The sequence below is a fragment of the Sphingobacteriales bacterium genome, from assembly GCA_016711285.1.
Classification (GTDB): domain Bacteria; phylum Bacteroidota; class Bacteroidia; order Chitinophagales; family UBA2359; genus JADJTG01.
In genome coordinates, this window is sequence record JADJTG010000012.1 from 464,107 (window position 1) to 482,604 (window position 18,498).

Genomic DNA, 18,498 nt, shown 5'->3' on the forward strand with positions numbered 1-18,498 from the left:
TGGCTGTGAGCGCGTTAAAAGATAAAAAAATTATTGTAGGTGTGTGCGGAAGCATTGCTGCTTATAAAACGGCAATGTTGGTGCGTTTGCTGGTAAAAAAAGGCGCACAGGTAAAAGTAATTATGACCGATGCCGCACAAACCTTTATCAGTGCGCTTACACTCGCCACGCTTTCCAAAAATGAAGTATATAGCCGCTTTGAACGCAACGAAGGCGGCGCGTGGAACAACCACGTGGATTTGGGATTGTGGGCAGATGCGCTGCTGATAGCTCCGGCTTCTGCCAATACCCTTTCCAAAATGGCGCAAGGCAGTTGCGATAATCTTCTGCTGGCAACTTATTTGTCGGCGCGGTGTGCAGTGCTGGCAGCTCCGGCAATGGATTTGGATATGTGGCAGCACCCCTCCACTCAGCGCAATATTGACCGCTTGCAAAAAGATGGCGTACAGTTGATACAGCCCGACAACGGCGAACTCGCCAGTGGCTTGCAGGGGGTGGGTAGGCTTGCCGAACCCGAAACTATTGTGCAAGCATTAGAAGTTTTTTTTATTCCACCAAAACCGCTTCCTTTTACCGGAAAAAAAATACTCATCACCGCAGGACCTACCTACGAAAACCTCGACCCCGTGCGTTTTATAGGCAATTATTCCAGCGGTAAAATGGGCATTGCCCTTGCCGATGCAGCGGCGGCTCAGGGTGCAAAGGTGTTGTTGGTGCTGGGACCCACCGCCCTCGCACCTACCCACGAGCAGGTGCAGGTAGTACGGGTGCACTCGGCAGCACAAATGCTGGAGGCTTGCACCCGACAATTTCCCGATAGCGACATCGCTGTTATGGCGGCGGCAGTTGCCGATTATACGCCCAAAGAAGTCAGCGAACGCAAAATCAAGAAAGGCGAAGGCGAGGGCTTGGTGATAGAATTAGTGAAAACCGCCGATATTCTCAAAACATTAGGACAACAAAAACAACCCCATCAGGTATTGGTGGGCTTTGCTTTGGAAACGCACGATGCACAAGCCAACGGATTTAAAAAATTGCACAGCAAAAATGCCGATGCCATCGTACTCAATTCTATGCAAGACAGTGGGGCGGGTTTTCAGCACGATACCAACAAAATCACTATTTTATTAAATGACCACAGCATACAGGAATTTCCGCTCAAAAGCAAAAAAGAAGTCGCTTTGGATATTTTGACGACTTGTGCCGAATTGATGCGACAAAAACAATAATGTGTTTTATTCGCACCAAAAAAATGGCAGATTTTGAAGTGCTGATGATATAAATATTGCTTTGCCCGAATTTTTAGGATATTTTTGTAAAGTTTTATAAAAGGTTTTTATATAAAAATCCTTTTTTCTTCGTTATTTTTATTATAAAATATAAATATGAAAAAATATTTCACAACCGCCCTGTTGTTGGTATTGGGCAATACATTTTCAGGTATTGCCCAAGAGTTGAATTGTAAAGTGGTGGTGCTTACACAGGCGGTGCGTACTGCCGACCCTGCCATTTTTAAAACACTGGAAGCCGACCTCAATAATTTTATGAACAGTATGCAATGGACAAATGATGCTTTTAAGACCGAAGAGCGCATTGATTGCAGCATTACCATCAATATCACTGAAGAAAAAGGAGGCTCTAAATTCGGTGCCGAAGCCACTGTTCAGTCCAGCCGCCCTGTGTATAACGCCGCTTACAGTACCGCCGTTTTTGAACACAAAGACAGCGACTGGACTTTTGATTATGCACAATATCAGCCCATCAATTTTGATAAAAACGCTTATACCTCCGAGTTGGCGGCATTGTGTGCTTATTATGCGTATGTAATTTTGGGGTTTGATTACGATTCCTTTGCACCCAAAGGCGGTACGCCGCACTTTGAACGGGCTTTTGATATTATCAACTACTCCAAAAATGACGGCGGCTGGAGTCGCACCGACAATAATAAACGCAATCGTTATTTTTTAATAGAAAATCTGCTCAATACACGCTTTGGCAATTTTCGTCAGGCATATTATATGTATCATCGGCAGGGTTTAGACCGTATGTACAGCGATGTGCAGGAAGGCAGACAAAATATAGCAGATGCTTTGGCAATGATAGAAAATACTTTTGTTGAAAACCGCAATTCTATGTTGCAGGGTGTTTTTAATAATATTAAAAATGATGAAATCATAGACATATTTTCGGACAAAAGTGTAGCTGCCAATTTAAAAACCAAAATCAGCAATACACTCGCCAATATAGACCCGCCTACGGCACAGAAATTTGTTACGAAAGCCGGTGTAGGAGCAGCCCCTCGCGGCGGTGGTGCAAGCCCTGCCACTAACCCACCTGCCGGCGACAGCAGAAACAATGCCGCGCCGCGCCCCAATGTGCCAGCCAATCCGCGCGAAGGACGCGGGGGATAAATAAAAGAATTTAAGAAGATATTATCTCTTCCTATTTTGAAAATCCTCGTTCTTCGTTTCAGTTCTATTGGCGACATTGTGCTTACTACGCCTGTGTTGCGTTGTTTGTATCGCCAAATGCCAACTGCCGAAATTCACTACCTCACCAAAGCGCAATATACCGCCGTTTTGGAGCATAATCCTTATATTCATCGCCTCCACACTTTTCAGCACAAAATATCCGAAGTGCTAGCCACTTTGCAGCAGGCGCGTTTTGATGCCGTGATTGATTTGCACCATAATTTGCGCACTGCTTTTCTGACACGGAAATTAGGCGTACCTTTTTATACTTTTCCAAAACTTAATATTGAAAAATGGTTGTTGGTGAATTTTAAAATAAACCGCCTGCCCGCTGTTCATATTGTAGATAGATATTTGCAATGTACGCAACAATGGAATATTTACAATGATGGTGAGGGTTTGGATTATTTTTTGGCAGAAAAAGACCACATAGATATAGCGGCGCAATTTGGCATAAAAGAACCTTTTATCGCTTTTGCCATCGGCGGACAACACGCCACCAAAAAACTGCCGCCCCTACAATTGGCGGCAGTATGCGAAAAACTACCGCTTCCGGTGCTGCTCTTGGGCGGCTCTGAAGATGCAGAGGCGGGAAATTTTATTCAAGAGCGTACCCCGCACGCTATCAATGCCTGCGGCACGCTGAAACTCAACCAATCAGCATCGGTGCTGCAACAAGCCGCCGCCGTCATTACACACGACACCGGATTGATGCACATTGCTGCCGCTTTTCGCAAACCCATCGTTTCTATCTGGGGCAATACCGTTCCTGAATTTGGCATGTATCCCTATTTGCCGACAGCGCAACAGCAACAAAGCATTTGCATTGAAAACAAAACATTAAGCTGCCGCCCCTGCTCCAAAATAGGATTTGAGCGTTGCCCGAAAAAACATTTCCTGTGTATGAACAGCCTTGCTCCCGACCACATCGCTGCCGCCGCTATGCAATTTATACGCGGTTGAAGTCGTCTTCAAAACGAACAATATCATCTTCGCCGAAATATGTAACCGTCTGTACCTCTATAAAAGTCAGTTTTTCTGTTTGACGATTGGCTACACGATGCTTGGCTTGCAGTGGAATTAAAATAGTTTCGCCGGCTTTTACCTCAAAAATTTCATCATTGAGCGTTACATGAGCTATGCCCTCCACCACTGTCCACGCTTCTTGGCGTTTGTAGTGCATTTGATAGCTTAAGCGTTTATCCGACAATACTTCTATGCGTTTTACTTTGCAATAGGGTGCATCTAACAGCACTTCATACATGCCCCAGGGACGATAATCTATTTCCATATCTTTTAAATATTGAATTGCAAAAATAGTGTTTTTATATCAAAATATGGACAATGCTTTTGTGAGAATGTCACATCATCTCCTTCAAATTAATGACATTTAAAATAATCAAACGGCTCTAAGCAGGTTTGGCAGCGATGCAGCGACTTGCAGGGCGTAGAGCCAAAAGGTGATATGAGCGTGGTGTTTCGGCTGCCGCAATGAGGGCAGGCTATGCGCAGTGCTTCGGGTTTGAGCTGTTGTATGTCGGCGGTGGCGGCTTCGGGCGGAGCAATACCGAATTGTCGCAATTTTTCGCGGGCGGCGGCACTTATCCAGTCGCTCGTCCACGCAGGCGAAAGCACAGTGGTGAGCATAAAATTTGTCACTCCTTTTTCGCGGAGTTTGGCAGCAATATCATCGGCGATGGTTTTGGTGGCAGGACAACCGGAATAAGTAGGCGTGATGATGATTTCAAACTGTTGGGCGGCTTGATGATACAATACTTCGCGTACTACACCGAGTTCCACCACATCTATCACCGGAATTTCGGGGTCTTGTACTTCGTGGAGATAATGCCAAACAGCAGCAATAAGCGTATCATCGGATTGCATCTTCAAATCAGATCTGTTATTTATATCTGCCATTTTTTTGCTGATAATGTATAAATATTTATTTTTTTATAAAGTATTTTATTGAGAAAAAAAATACCCCTGATATATAAACATTCATCAATCTAAATTTCCTGTGAGAGCCACTGCTTTTTTAAAAGTTTCCGAGTCGCCTTTTAAATTAAAAGTTTCCAAAACCACTACATACATACCTACTCCCGCTTTTTCGCCATTGCTCAAAGTGCCGTCCCATTGATAAAAACCCTTGACTGCCAGCAAATCATTTTGTACCAAACGGCGCACTTCGCGTCCGGCAGCGTCAAAAATGGTGATATTGGCAGTATAACCGGCTTCGGGCATTTCATAATTGAGCAGTAAATAATCTTTATTAGAGTCGCCATCGGGCGAAAAAGCATTTTCGGAAAGCGTAAAACGGTCGTCGTTGTTGAGGTCGCCGATAAATTTCTGCGAATTTTGATATGCGGGCGTGGCGTATCCCACCGAAGATGCCGCCGAGTGCCAGTTGCTGCGGCTGTTAGAGGTAGCCTCCGAACTGATACGCTCCAAAGAAACGCCGTTGAGGTCGTCTAAAAGTGCATAATGCCAAGATGAAAAGTAGGCGACCCAATCAATAAAAATACCTTGGTTGGTGCTGAGAATTACGATACCCGCATCATCATTATAAGAAGGCAAACTCACTTGTATAAAATGGTCTGGATTGGGTGTATTGTATTGTTGTTTTACCAAAGCGGGGTCGGTAGTGAGCACTACATATTCTTGCGGAAACAATAAATATGAATCGCCGCCGATGAGTTCTGCATCGTCCATAGCGAGTTGTTCAAAAACAATTACACCATTGGCGATATACAAAGATGAGAGGTCAATTACTTTATTGGAACGATTGTAAAGCTCTACAAAATCTACATTTCCGGTAGCAGGATTAAATAATATTTCATTAATTACCACATCATTTGCTTCTATGGGTGACGGAATGGCGAATTGTGCCACCGCAGTGGTGAGCGCATTGCCCGTGCAATCATAAATGCCACCGTTGATATTGATAGTATAAATGATGCTGTTTTGCAAAGGCTCGGATAATGTAAGGAGCAGCGTTTTGGAATTGGGGAAGAAAGTGCTGCCACTGTACAATGCTATTGCTGATGGTATAATTGGAAAATCCGGCATCTGAACTCACAGATTCGTCAAATAATAATTGCAAAGTGGTATTATCAATTATACCCACGCGCACCAATTCGGGAGCAATCGTGTCAGGATTAGTTCCTTTTACCGAATTTACTTTGCCCGGTGTGCCGCCGTTGGCAGCTACCGATGCCCGCCAGTTGGAGGCTTCTGCACAGGGGTTGTCCGCATCTATCATTTCCAAAGTCCAGCCGCCATTTTCTTTCAGGGCATCGCCATACCACGAACTGTTGTACGAAACACTGTGAATGAGTTCGCCATTTTGGTTTTTAAGGCTCAATACATCGCCGTCATTATTCAAAGAAGGAAAAGAAGCCAAAGCCAGTGTTTTTCCGAAACTTGCAAAAGCGGAAGCATCTGCTTCGGCACATATTATTATATAATCATTCGGCTGCACCACAAAAGCGGGCAGTGTTTTATCCGCCGAAGCATCGCCGAAAGTCCAGTTTTGTAAATCCAACACTTTGTCGGAACGGTTGTATATTTCAACAAATTCGGCGGCGGGTAATACCGGCTCTACATCGGGTGCGCCTTCGTAATCGGCAAAAATTTCGTTGATAAGCACATCAAACGGTTCGGCGACTGCTGCCTGAAAATAGCTAAAAGGCTCTGTAAAAACTGCCGCCACATTGCCTTGATTGTCGGCTATATTATTGATACTCAGCTCTAAAGGTACATTCGGCGGAAAACCGCCATTGAAAGTTAAATGCACCAAAGCCGGATTACCCCCATCTACTACGGCACTGTTGGGTGCGCCCACACCTCCGTTTGTTGCATAGTTGACGATATTTTCGGCAGCAGTTTCCTGTACGGCTTCATCAAACAAAATATCCAAAGTGCCGTTTCCGGTAACACTGACACTCACCACTTGCGGTGCAGTAGTATCTATAATAATTGCTCCGGCATAAAAATTATCAAAAAAGAATTTTTGAATATTGGAACTGGTAAAGGTACACTGCACTCCCAACCAATCAGCCTGTGTAATGCTGTTGTCGGTGGCAGCACCTTGCAGTTGGTAATTAGTGCCTCCGGCGGCATCAGCCCATAGCTGCCATTCGGCGGCGGCGGTGCGGATAATTTTGACACCTAAAACCGGATTAGTGGCAGCAATGCCATCGGTGCTGCTGATAAGGAGCGTTTCGGTGCTGCCTTCCTGCTTATAAAAATCTACGCCATCGGCACTGCCATTTTCGCCAATGCGCACAAAGTAGCCGTTGAGTGGCTGACTAAAATCGCTGTTGTCGGCGGCGATATATATTTTGCAATAATTATTATCGGAAGGAGCGAAGCCCAAACGCACATAAAAATTCCATTCGGCGGCGGCATTCGGATTCAAAGCGGTAGTCGCTAATTGAGCCGTACCCGCAGCAGCAGCAGCATTGAGTCGCAACTCACCGGAAACTACCGTAAACATTTCTGCATCGCCTTGCCAAGCGGGATTAGCAGTAAAATTTTCATCGCTGAAATTATCACTCATTTGCCCCTGCACAGTTGCAGACAAAACGAAACAGCACAATATCCACAAAAAAAAACGTTGTATCATCTTTTTAACGGCTCTGTTTTTCAAAGATTTTTATTAAAAATAAAAAGAAAAAGGAAAGTTAAAAAGAAATAGCGGTATCAACAGCATTTTATTCAAAAAAATGAATAAAACAACTATATTTTTTTGCTAAAAACGGTAAAAGTCAGAAGCGATACAAATCTTTTTTGGTAAATGTCCACTCAGGTGTTTTAAGCTGCTCCTTAATTTGCTGCAAGCTGTACCAAGGGCTGAGGGCGGCATTGTTGGGATTTTGAAGCACTTGAATATCCTGTGCGGGCATATAGCTTTGTATCAGCAAAAAGAGGGTTTCGCCATTTGCAGGGTTTTTGGCAACATCGGCTACCAGCACAGCGTGTCCGGGCGAACCGCCCTGTATCCACACATCGCCGATTTGCAAGTTGCTGATGTCGGCAACGGGTTTCATTTCTTTTTGCAGCGATAAAGTGCCGGCATATATAAATACCAACTCCATAAAATCCATAAACTTATTGCGCTCGTTGGAGTTGTAGCCGGTGAGTACCCAATTGGTTTTGTTGCCGTTGATTTGAATGCGGTAGCCGCCGCGCCATTTGGAATATTCTGCCAAAAAGCCATTGGTGAAATGAAAGTTGATTTTATCATATTGTTTGTGGCGGTAAAAATATTCGGCACGCAGGCGCATAATGGCATCGGCGCATTGTTGCAGATCTTTTTCGCCCACCGACATATCTACTACTGCAGCATAAATTCCGTTGTTGGGTTTTACGCGACCGTTGTAATGATACACATACGTTCCGTGTGGTTTGAGGGGAAGATTTTGGAGATACTCGCCGAAAGAGGCGGCATCATTTGGGGCTCGTACAAAACCCGCAGGCGGCGCAATACGCGTTTGGAGGGTGGTGCCTTTGGGGCGTATATGTTTTGAAGTCGGTGTATCTTGTGGCACGGGCATATCTGCATATATTGTGCGTAAGCACCACAAAAACAACAATAAAATATACATTTTTTTAAACTATTTATTTTTAACTAAACAATGATAAAAAAAGCACTCGCATTATAAAAATACGAGTGCTGGTATGATTCAATGGACCTCTTTCATAATAGGTAGTTACAAATAGCTGCGATTAAATTTAGTCTTAAGAAGAACCTCTTTCTCCTGCACCGATATTTTTCAGCTAAGATTCTGACTATTTTCATAGTCCTTATCACATTTTCTACTTGGACTCTACTGGCAGAAATTATAAAACATTGTTATCTAAACAACTCCAAAGAGCTGCGCGGGTCGTCATCTTTGTTCAGCTCTTTAATATCCAATAAATAAAAATAAGTACCATCAGGCAAAGGCTCTCCACTTTCCATATAAGTACCATTCCACCAAAGGGCATCAGTTCCGTAATTTTTTTTGCGATATACAACATTTCCCCAACGATTATAAATCGTGAGTTCGTTGTCGCTGAATTGCTGCGGGCAAGTGAGTAAAGCCGGAATAATGAAAGTATCATTATAGCCGTCATTATTAGGCGAAAAAGCATTGGATATATGCAAGGTACAAGGCGGCGCATCGCTGTCGGAAACACTTATATAAACAGTAGCTACATCGCAAAGCGTGCCGTTTTCGATACACAATAAATAAACGATGGTATCATTGCCGATAAAATCCGCATCAGGGGTATATAGCAGATAAGTGGTGAATACCGACATGGTACCATTTTCAGGCTCATCTAAAATAAAAATAGAAGGAACTGTATCATCTGCAATAGTATCATTGACCAAGACAGGCAATACCGTTTGGTTGCTATTGACCAATAAAGAAATCGTATCATTAACAGCCACAGGCGGCAAGATGGGAGCTATTACATCTATAAAAACTTGTGCTGTTTCGCAGCCCAGCCCACCCGAACAAAGCGTGTAAGTAAGGCTATCTGTTCCCGAAAAATCGGGATTGGGAATATAAGTAAGCGTGGTATCGGTGTTTATAACTGCTGCGCCATATACAGGCGAAACAGAAATATAAAGGGTATCAATGGCAGGAAAAGCGTCATTATCGGTAACAGCGGTTTGTATGGGTGTATTGAAAGGCGTGGCGGCATAATCATCGTGCAATACCAATTCGTCCACTACCACATATATAATATCGGCATAAGAACAAAAGCCATTATCATCGCATACCTGCACCACAATAGTGTCGTTGCCCACAAAGTTGGGATTGGCGAAGTATTGAATACAGGTATCGTTGAGCAAAGCCACCAAACCATTTTCGGGACCGACAAAGATATTGGTATTGAAATCATCGCCGTTAGGCTCTATTACTTGAAAACAAGTAGTGGTTGCCGTACCTTGGAAAATGGTATCAACTACGCTTTCAACAGAAGGATAAAAAGAAACAGGCACTATATTAATGAGCACACTCGTAGAGTTGCAGTTGCCCAATTCATCGCAGGAAGTGACGACGAGCGTATCCGTACCCAAGAAGGTAGGATTTGCCGTGTAGCTGATACAATAGCCGTCTTCGGTAATGATTACTTCTCCCTGAGTGGGATCATCGGTAAGTACAAAGTTGAAATCATCATCTTGCAAATCATAAATATTAAAACACACCAAAACCGTTGAGTCGGGATTGGTAATCAATTGTACCGACGAAACCGGCGTATTGCCGCCATCTATGCTAATGATAGGCGGCGTATTAGTGTCGGGCAGCACCACAACAACAATCTGTAAAGTATCACATTCAATAGGGATAATTTGGTCGCAGGCAATGACAGTCACCTCATCAATACCCACAAAAGTTGAGTCAGGCGTATAGATTAAGTTGTTGTTGATAACAATCACCGAGCCATTTGCCGGATCCAAGGCGGTGATGGTAGCAAAATCGCCCTCGTCTGGGTCTTCGGTATCGGGCAAAATAATTTCAATATCGGTATTGACATTAGTAGTATCATACAAAGTATCCACCACCGAAATAATAATCGGCGTAACTGTACTGTCAATCAATACCCAGTCTGGTCCGCCATCATCGCACAAAAACACATTTACAAAAACCGAATCTTTATAAGAACAACTATTATCGTTATTACTCACTTCTACCACATAAGAAGTAGGCTGCGCGGGTGCTGCCAAAGGATTGGCAATATTGGGGTTGCTCAGTCCTGTTTCGGGCGACCAATGATAAATATCGCCGCCGGAGGCTTGCAACTGAATACTGTCGTTGGGTTTATTGAGGCAAAAATAAGTATCTGCCCCTGCATCGGCAAATACATCAGGCACTATCACCGCCACAGTATCAATATTAGCGCAAATATTAGCTTCGGCGTATTGTACTTCTACAAAATAAGTGGTGGTTTGTTGCGGAAAAGCATAGGGATTTTGAATAGTATCGTTATTTAACCCTGTAATGGGCGACCATTGAAAAGAAAGAACGCGGGCGCATCGGCGAACAAAAACGCAGTATCTTGGGACACAAAGTTACGTCATTGCCCGCATTTACTTGAGGAATTACCTGTACCTGAAAAGAATCTGCAAATTCGCAAATGCCATTGTTGCCTATAAAATAATAAGTAGTAATACCGACATCGGGAGTACCCAAACAGAATCGGTGTTCATTCCCAAAGTATCGTCGTTGGCTATCCAATAAGCAGTACACAAAGAAGAGGCGGCATTTAACAAAATGCTGTCGCCGGCACAAATGGTAGTATCGGCGGGCAAATCAACAATCAGCGGGCGCACGGAAACATCATCAATAAAATAATACGACAGATGAAAACTTTCAGGAGCTACCTGCTGCAAAGGCGTTTGAAGGTCGGATTTAAAATTGCCCAAAGTGAGCCAGCGCAAAGTATCATTCGGCGTAAAAGTTCCGGTGATTTGATACCAATCTGTGTTGGTAAGAAAATTACCATTATAAGCAATTTGAGGAGTCATTTCAATATTGCCCAAAAAAGGAAAATTCGGATTGGTTGATTGAAAATTCAGAGAATCGGCGGTAAATAAAATGCCCATATCCTTTGCGGCATAATCCGAAAAACCCGCCAAAGCCACCGAAAAAGACACACAATATTCCACATCGGGCAATAAAGCAGTTGAGAGCGGAGTACTGAGATATTCCCTGAAATTTTGCCCGCCCACAAAAATACCGAAATAACTATTGCCGGTGAGCGGCTCGCGGCTGCCGAAAATATTATCGGGAACATCAACAGGGTCGCCTTCGGGATTATCGGCTTGATCGTAGCAACGACTGAAAAAATCAGGAGAGCCGTCTGTGGGATTGTACCAATCTTTCAAAAACTCCAATTGATTCAAATCATTGGGACATTGCAATAAAATCTCGGCACTGTAATTGGATACTACATTCAAAGGATGCAAGCAGGGGTCGCAGTTTTCGCTCACTGCCACATACACCACCGCCTCGCCGAAGCAATTATTTTCATTAAAAATACGCAAACGCCCGGATAAGTACCCGCCTGCTCAAAAGTATAAACAGCAGCGTTCAGCGTAGTATCTTCTATCGTGCCGTCATCAAAAATATCCCACTCATAGTGGCTTTGCGAAGTAATCCCCTGCGATTTATCAAAGAAATAAATGGGATTATTGACACAAGCCGAAGTAGCCGTAAATTCTATTTGCGGAGTAAAAGAAGGATTGATAGAAATGCTGCGCTGAGTAGTGCATACACCGCTCAGTTTGCTGACGATGAAAGTTTCGGGTTGTTCGGCGGCAAAAGTATAAGAGGAGCCAATATGAACAGCTACTTCAGGCTGCGAAGCAGCATACCACACATAATCTTCGCCGCTTCCGTTCACAACATCAATGGTAACGGTGTCGCCCGTACAAAGGGCATTTTGCATAATTTCCAAAGTAAAAGCAGGCGGAATTAAATCAACCCGTACTTCATCAATAAAATAATACACTTGCGCATCAAAGGGCGTACCCGGAATAGATGCGCCGCCTGTAGTAGAAGCATTATCAAAAAAATTGCCCAGCGACAAATAATTATAAGGCTGTATTGCCAGCACTTCGCCGGATACCGTCACCCAGCCATCGCCTTCTTCTATAAAGTCATAAGTATTATAAAGCTGCGGCAGCACAGCTATATTAGAAGTATTGTCGGAAAGCGGCAAAGGCTGCACGGAAAAAAATACCCCAATTCTTTGATGTGTTTATAAGAAGCTACATCGGCGATATGAGCCTTAAAACTCACACAATAATTATTGCCTACCTGCATAGGAGCGGCAAGAGTCGTGCTGATATAGCTGCGCAAATTATTAGGACCATAAGCAAAAATTCCGGCATAAGCGTTGCCTTCGGAGGGGGCGGCAGTGCCAAAAGCATTTTGCGGTACTGCCACCGGCTCGTTGGCGCAAGTATGAAACAAATCGGCGTGGAGGGCATTGAGGCTGCTCCAATCGGTGGCATTTGCTATTTGCCCTATATCAGTTGGACAACTGCCTTGTTCAAAAGAGCCGTTTGACACTAAATTTTGTGCGTGTATATCAACAGATATGGCTGTAATGGAAATGACAACATACCATACCAAAAGTTTCATGTAGCTTGGCGTGGGCATCATGATGCGTAGGTTTTAGGCTCTAAAAGTACGTCAATAAAATTATTTAGCCAATAACAATTCTGTAATCTGCTTGTATTTTTAAAACAAGCGCGTAATTATTACACAAAAAACACACAATATTGTTGTTTTTATGGCATAAAAAACACGCTTTCAAGCAATTATCAATTTTAAAAATACTGTTTCACAACGTTCTGATAAAAACTTCCCTGCTTTGGAAAAGGAGGTATTGGAGGAGGGCACCACACAACTTTTACAAAACAATGACAAAACCCCCACTCCAAAATTTGGTGTGTTGAAAAAGATGCGTTAAATTAGTGCAGTTATCCCATAAAAAAAACAACTTCGCGCCTTAGCGTCTTAGCGGTGAAAAAAGCTACTAACCGCAAAGCCGCAGAGCCGCAAAGAGAAAGAACATAAAAGACGATATTCTCAATTTTTCCTTATGAACACTCAACAATTTTTATTGCGCCCTCGTTGGCTGCTGCTGTTTTTGCTATTTACCTGCCTCTTTAAAGCCCGCGCCCAAAATGCCGAGTTTGCGCCTGTGGGGGGCGAAGTGGTGGTATGTTGCTGGGTTATATTCTCCAACTTCTGGGAATACCCTCGTAGCACAGGGCGTACTAAAATATGAAGTAATTAAGGATACACTGATACAAGAAAAACCTTGTAAGCAGATATATAGAGTAGAATCAGATGGAATTCCGTATGAAGTAATTTACATTGCATCATCTCCCGACACTTTTTATGTACACCAAAACAACAGCGAAGTGTATGTATATCACCCACCTACGCAAAAATTTTTGCTGCAATATGATTTTTCTCTGAATGTTGGCGACACGCTCATCAGTCGTTTGCGTTGTAATAAGTTTATTCAAATACTTATAGAAACAGTAGATACCGTAAAAATTAATGATATAGCACTCAGGCAAATAAAGGGAAGAAATGTATTATTAGATTTATTTTGGCAAAGTAATTCATTTGTAGCTACTGAAAAAATAGGACTGTTTGAAGGATTATTTTTAGACGAGATAGCACCTATACAAGACTACTTTTGTCAAGAAGTTTCTGATTCTTATGTATCAGCAACCGGATTACGCTGCTATGAAGATACAGAAATAGGCTTGTATCACAATGCAGAGAGTACTTCCCCTACTTGCGATTATTACGAATTTACGGGAATTGCAACAAATGAAGCGGCTGCTTATACTTTGCCCTGTCGGGTAGGCGGGCAAACGATTTATTTTCAGCTTGCGCAGCCGCCCACCGAAGCATTGAGTATGGATATTTATGATATGTTGGGGCAGCAACTATACAGTGGCAGCTATACTGATGCACAAGATTTGTATTTGCCCAATAACCAACCCTATATAGCCGTACTCAAACAAGACCATATTTTTATTCAATCACAAATTTTTAAATTATAAAAGATGATGAACGCTAACTTTTGAATAGCACCGTTATCCCATAAAAAAAACAACTCCGCGCCTTAGTGCCTTAGCGGTGAAAAAAAAGAGAAACAACAAAGGGGATATATCATCTATATTTTTAATTTTTAGTTAAATTGGTTTTAAAAGATATACACATTTTGGTATGCTATTTTCGTTATTAAAGGAATGAAACTCCATAAAAATGTAAGCCTGACCCCTAAAAAGCGGCAACAAATCAAGGATTTGTACGCAAGTGGTAATTATACTCAAGCAGAATTAGTCACTCAGTTTGGTGTTTCCCGAAAAACTATTTCAAAATGGATTCATAGTCCGTCAGTTGAAGATAGTAGTACAAGTTTTGCCCGCAATTGAAGGAAATGAAGGCTACGAATACAAAATAAGCATCATTCACCTCTCAACACGCATAAAATACTCTGAAATTCATAGTGATTATTCAAGCAAAACGATAGCAAGTGTTTATGAAAGAGCTTTGGACAATCTCCCCCTTTTTTATAACATTTACAGATAATGCTTACTGTTTTACGATGAAATACGCCTATCACGATAACTATAAAACAGTTTTTACCAAAACGGTTGAAAAACTGATAGAATTCACGCGCTAATCCCCAAAGGAAAACCTTGGAAAAACGGTTTCATAGAACGTTCCAACAGAACTGATAATGAAAATCTATTTAATCAAATTCGTTTCAAGGATTCCGAAGAACGTAAATACTATCTCAAATTGTGGGAAATGGAATACAATAACCATCGTCCTCATCAAGGAATCAATAATTTAACTCCTATGCAAAAAGCTAAAGAACAGCACCCAGTTTGGTATAAAATCACAATGGGGACAATTTAATAAACTAATTCACCTACAAGATTAGATCCTACCGAGGGAAGTACTTCTTTAGGTGAACCACGATGTATATCCCGCCAAAACCGATGATTGATTTTACACACCGCAAAAAATCCTGTACCTCATTGAATTCTGTCAATCAGGGCTCAGATATTTGATAGGTGGAGTACGATATATAACTCCTTTATTCTCAAAAATACTCCCAAAATATAAGTATATGTTAAAGTTTGATTATAACAGAATTTTTGTAACTTTATACAATAATTACTACATTATTACTAATGGCACGTTATTTTAAAAAATTTTTTCTGATATTGTATGGTTGCTATGCAGCAAATATACAAGCACAACACATGGCGGCGTGGACGGATATTCAGGGGCGTTTTTGGGTCTTTGATAACGGACATATTGAACAATTAGAGCATTTACGGGTGGATAAATTCAAGGTAGGAGGCAACTGCATCATCTACGAAAATGCCCGACAAGACCTTATCTATTACCAAGCTCCCAAAAAGAAAACTTTACTATCCAGTCCCGCCATCGACAAATTTTTTCCTTTCCGCACGTTTGTACTTTCGCGCCTCAATAATGTATTGAGCGTGGTGGACGGCGACTACATCAAAACCATCTCGCTCGAAGAAAATACCACCTTTGAAGCCGGCGACAGCATCGTGGCTTTTATCGATTTCGACGACTACCTCAAAGTATATCAGGGACAGCATATTTTTGACATTGACAACAGTGCCGTGCGCGAATTTGCTGTGAGCGACAGGTCTTTAGCCTATATCAACGGCGGTGATGTGCTGAGATTTTGGCACGGCGGCGAAGATGAGGAGGTGAGCAGCTATTTTCCGAAAAATTTTATGGTGGGCAACAGCTATGTGGCATACCTCACCCATTTTGACGAGTGGGCGGTTTTTTATGCCGGCGAAAACCAGATTTTATCCAAATATCCGCCCCTTTCTTTCAAACACGGCGACGACATCGTGGCTTATGTTGATGAACGCAACAATTTTTATGTGTGGCAAAACGGCACCGCCAAAATGCTCCTCGAAAATCCGCCCGCTTATTACGAAATTACCGACAACACCCTCGTATATCTCAACGAACTCAACGAACTTTGGGGCTGCTACAACGGCAACACCCAAGTTTTAGATGCTTCGCCTGTTTTTATGGAGCAACCCAACAAATTACAACTGTCGCAGGGAATGGCGGCGTGGCAGGATCGCTACGGCTATTTAAAAATTTTTCACAAAGGCAACATCACCGAAGTCGGCGACCGCATTGCGCAAAACTTTACGCTCTTTGGTCATACGCTGCTCTACGATGTCAATAACAAAGACTACCGCATTTTTTTCAAAGGAAAAGAAATAATGCCCTGATGTAGCCCGCCGCCGCCTTGGTTTTTGGCTGAGTTTCCGGCACTCCTTCTTTTCAATTACTCAAAAATTGCTATGTTTGCACACCCGAACATAGCAATTTGTTTTTTGTTATTATTTAATTCATAACATTCAAAAAAGACAATTACACAAGCGAAGCAATTTTTTTATGAAAGGAAAAATCAATGTACAGTCGGAAAATATTTTTCCGATAATCAAAAAGTTTCTTTATTCCGAACACGATATTTTCTTGCGCGAGTTGGTCAGCAATGCCGTTGATGCCACCCAAAAGATAAAAACCCTCGCAGCACGCGGCGAAGTCAAAGGCGAATTGGGCGAATTGGAGATAGAAGTGGCTGTTGATACTGAAAAAGGCACTTTGCGTATCAGCGACTCCGGCATCGGTATGAGTACCGAAGAAGTAGAACGCTACATCAACCAGATTGCTTTTTCGGGAGCAAAAGAGTTTTTGGACAAATACAAAGACGAAAATACCGGTATCATCGGTTATTTTGGCTTGGGTTTTTATTCGGCATTTATGGTGGCGGCACAGGTAGAAATCCAAAGCCTTTCGTATCAGGAAGGAGCCGAGCCGGTGCAGTGGCTTTGCGACGGCACTCCCGAATACGAAATGAACACAGGCACACGCAGCACGCGCGGCACAGACATTATTTTGCACCTCAACGAAGACTCCAAAGAATTTTTGGAGGCGGAGCGCGTAAAAGAAGTGCTCAACCGCTATTGTAAATTTTTGCCCGTACCTATTCGTTTCGGCGACGAAATTATCAACCACACTCAACCCGCCTGGACTAAAAAACCTGCCGACCTGAGCGATGAAGATTATAAAAATTTTTACCGCGAACTCTATCCGTATCAAATGGAAGAGCCGCTTTTTTGGATACATCTCAATGTAGATTTTCCGTTTCGCCTTACCGGAATATTATATTTTCCGCCTTTCAAAAACACCTTTGACCCCAAACGCAGCAAAATCAGTTTGTATGCCAATCAGGTATTCGTTACCGACAACGTGGAGGGCATCGTGCCGGAGTATTTGATGCTGCTGCACGGCGTGATGGACTCGCCTGATATTCCGCTCAATGTGAGCCGCAGCTACTTGCAGGGCGACCGCCGCGTGAAACAAATCAGCGATTATATCACCAAAAAAGTAGCTTCTAAATTAGAAGAAATATTTAAAAACGACCGCGAAGAATACGAAAAAAAATGGGATAATATCGGTGTGTTTGTGAAATATGGTATGTTGAGCGATGAAAAATTTGCCGAAAAAGCAAAGAAAATTACGCTTTTTGAAAACACCGCACATCGCCATTTCACTTTGGAGGAATATGCCACACAGGTAAAACCCCTTCAAACCGACAAAAATAATAAAATCGTTGCTCTCTACACCTCGCAGGCGCAGGAGCAAGATGCTTATATCCGCTCGGCGCAGGCACGCGGCTACGAAGTGCTTTTGATGGAACATATTATAGATACGCACGTGGTGGCATATTTGGATTACAACAACGACTACGAATTGGTTTTTAAGCGGGTAGATGCCGATACCGCAGATAATTTAGTGGAAAAAGACGAGCAGCAGGTGTCGGTACTCACCGAAGACCAAGAACACGAATTACGCGATTTATTCGCCAAAAGCATCAACGACACACACATCACCGTAGCCACCAAAGCCGCCGCCCCCGACGATTATCCGGTGCTCATTACCAAACCTGAATTTATGCGGCGCATGCGCGAAATGTCGATGCACAACAACAACGGCAACGACTCCCTGCTGATGCCCGACACTTATCAGGTGGTACTCAACAGCAACCACCCTTTATTCGGAAAAATGCTGCAACAAGCCGACGAAAGCCGCCGCAACGACTTGGTGCGCCAACTGTTGGATTTGGCACTTTTGCAACAAAATATGCTCAAAGGCAGCCGCCTCACCGATTTTGTGCGCCGTAGTTTGGCGTGGGCAGATGACACCCCATAAAAAGGAAAAATTTGGAAAACGGCACTTTTTTTGTACAACGAAAAGCACCCCCCATCTTTCGGAGGTTTTCTAATCTCCGAAAGATGAAAGAAAACAAAAGTCAGCCCTGTTTTTTTATAACAAAAACGAACTGAATTTGAAATTCTTATGTAACTTAATCGCTTAATTATTTCAATAATTGTTTTAGCTTTATTAGCTTTGTACATTCT

Annotated in this window: 18 protein-coding genes; 8 read left to right on the top strand and 10 right to left on the bottom strand. The window is 42.8% G+C overall.

The genetic code is table 11. From position 1 onward, the window contains the following. The first annotated feature begins 5 nt into the window (after nt 1-5). From coaBC to IPL35_09015, 3 genes are all read left to right on the top strand, one after another. A complete protein-coding gene (gene coaBC / locus IPL35_09005) occupies nt 6-1,229 on the top strand; it encodes a bifunctional phosphopantothenoylcysteine decarboxylase/phosphopantothenate--cysteine ligase CoaBC (GenBank protein ID MBK8443531.1) in 1,224 nt (407 codons plus the stop codon). Between the two features lie 156 nt (nt 1,230-1,385). Continuing rightward, the gene (locus tag IPL35_09010) at nt 1,386-2,411 is read left to right on the top strand and encodes a DUF4835 family protein (GenBank protein MBK8443532.1); all 1,026 of its coding nucleotides are present in this window, start codon (nt 1,386-1,388) and stop codon (nt 2,409-2,411) included. Between the two features lie 36 nt (nt 2,412-2,447). Beyond that, nucleotides 2,448-3,434 carry a glycosyltransferase family 9 protein gene (locus IPL35_09015; GenBank protein ID MBK8443533.1) on the top strand — a complete coding sequence of 329 codons (987 nt, stop codon included), beginning with the start codon at nt 2,448-2,450 and terminating at the stop codon, nt 3,432-3,434. Here the strand turns inward: IPL35_09015 and IPL35_09020 are convergent. The 10 genes from IPL35_09020 to IPL35_09065 form a co-directional block, all read right to left on the bottom strand. Then, nucleotides 3,421-3,762, bottom strand: a complete 342-nt coding sequence (locus IPL35_09020) for a phosphomannose isomerase type II C-terminal cupin domain (GenBank protein MBK8443534.1) — start codon at nt 3,760-3,762, stop codon at nt 3,421-3,423. The two genes, IPL35_09015 and IPL35_09020, sit on opposite strands and share 14 nt — an antisense overlap. An 89-nt stretch (nt 3,763-3,851) precedes the next feature. Further along, nucleotides 3,852-4,388, bottom strand: coding sequence for a phenylacetate-CoA oxygenase subunit PaaJ (gene paaJ / locus IPL35_09025; protein MBK8443535.1), 537 nt, complete (start codon nt 4,386-4,388; stop codon nt 3,852-3,854). Nucleotides 4,389-4,472: 84 nt separating this feature from the next. Continuing rightward, complete coding sequence (locus tag IPL35_09030; GenBank protein MBK8443536.1) at nt 4,473-5,501, bottom strand: lamin tail domain-containing protein; 1,029 nt, start codon at nt 5,499-5,501, stop codon at nt 4,473-4,475. After that, entirely contained in the window at nt 5,389-7,095 is a 1,707-nt protein-coding gene (locus tag IPL35_09035) for a lamin tail domain-containing protein (GenBank protein MBK8443537.1), read from the bottom strand. Before IPL35_09035 ends, IPL35_09030 begins: the two co-directional genes overlap by 113 nt. A gap of 142 nt (nt 7,096-7,237) precedes the next feature. Continuing rightward, on the bottom strand, nt 7,238-8,077 hold the full coding sequence (locus IPL35_09040; GenBank protein MBK8443538.1) for a DUF4846 domain-containing protein: 840 nt from the start codon (nt 8,075-8,077) through the stop codon (nt 7,238-7,240). 248 nt (nt 8,078-8,325) lie between these two features. Further along, nucleotides 8,326-10,350, bottom strand: a complete 2,025-nt coding sequence (locus IPL35_09045; GenBank protein MBK8443539.1) for a gliding motility-associated C-terminal domain-containing protein — start codon at nt 10,348-10,350, stop codon at nt 8,326-8,328. Between the two features lie 100 nt (nt 10,351-10,450). Then, a complete protein-coding gene (locus tag IPL35_09050; protein MBK8443540.1) occupies nt 10,451-10,657 on the bottom strand; it encodes a hypothetical protein in 207 nt (68 codons plus the stop codon). Continuing rightward, complete coding sequence (locus IPL35_09055; GenBank protein ID MBK8443541.1) at nt 10,615-11,511, bottom strand: hypothetical protein; 897 nt, start codon at nt 11,509-11,511, stop codon at nt 10,615-10,617. Before IPL35_09055 ends, IPL35_09050 begins: the two co-directional genes overlap by 43 nt. Next, nucleotides 11,454-12,188 (bottom strand): hypothetical protein, encoded by a 735-nt coding sequence (locus IPL35_09060; GenBank protein ID MBK8443542.1) that lies wholly within the window; start codon nt 12,186-12,188, stop codon nt 11,454-11,456. Before IPL35_09060 ends, IPL35_09055 begins: the two co-directional genes overlap by 58 nt. Then, nucleotides 12,158-12,634: a hypothetical protein gene (locus tag IPL35_09065; protein ID MBK8443543.1), complete on the bottom strand. Its 477-nt coding sequence runs from the start codon at nt 12,632-12,634 to the stop codon at nt 12,158-12,160. Before IPL35_09065 ends, IPL35_09060 begins: the two co-directional genes overlap by 31 nt. Nucleotides 12,635-13,161: 527 nt before the next feature. Here IPL35_09065 and IPL35_09070 point away from each other — a divergent pair. From IPL35_09070 to htpG, 5 genes are all read left to right on the top strand, one after another. Next, nucleotides 13,162-14,058: a hypothetical protein gene (locus tag IPL35_09070; GenBank protein MBK8443544.1), complete on the top strand. Its 897-nt coding sequence runs from the start codon at nt 13,162-13,164 to the stop codon at nt 14,056-14,058. 189 nt (nt 14,059-14,247) lie between these two features. Then, complete coding sequence (locus IPL35_09075; protein MBK8443545.1) at nt 14,248-14,433, top strand: helix-turn-helix domain-containing protein; 186 nt, start codon at nt 14,248-14,250, stop codon at nt 14,431-14,433. A 238-nt stretch (nt 14,434-14,671) separates the two neighbouring features. Further along, the gene (locus IPL35_09080; GenBank protein MBK8443546.1) at nt 14,672-14,923 is read left to right on the top strand and encodes a transposase; all 252 of its coding nucleotides are present in this window, start codon (nt 14,672-14,674) and stop codon (nt 14,921-14,923) included. A 278-nt stretch (nt 14,924-15,201) separates the two neighbouring features. Continuing rightward, on the top strand, nt 15,202-16,302 hold the full coding sequence (locus IPL35_09085; protein ID MBK8443547.1) for a hypothetical protein: 1,101 nt from the start codon (nt 15,202-15,204) through the stop codon (nt 16,300-16,302). A gap of 166 nt (nt 16,303-16,468) precedes the next feature. Further along, on the top strand, nt 16,469-18,289 hold the full coding sequence (gene htpG / locus IPL35_09090; GenBank protein ID MBK8443548.1) for a molecular chaperone HtpG: 1,821 nt from the start codon (nt 16,469-16,471) through the stop codon (nt 18,287-18,289). The last annotated feature ends 209 nt before the right edge of the window (nt 18,290-18,498 follow it).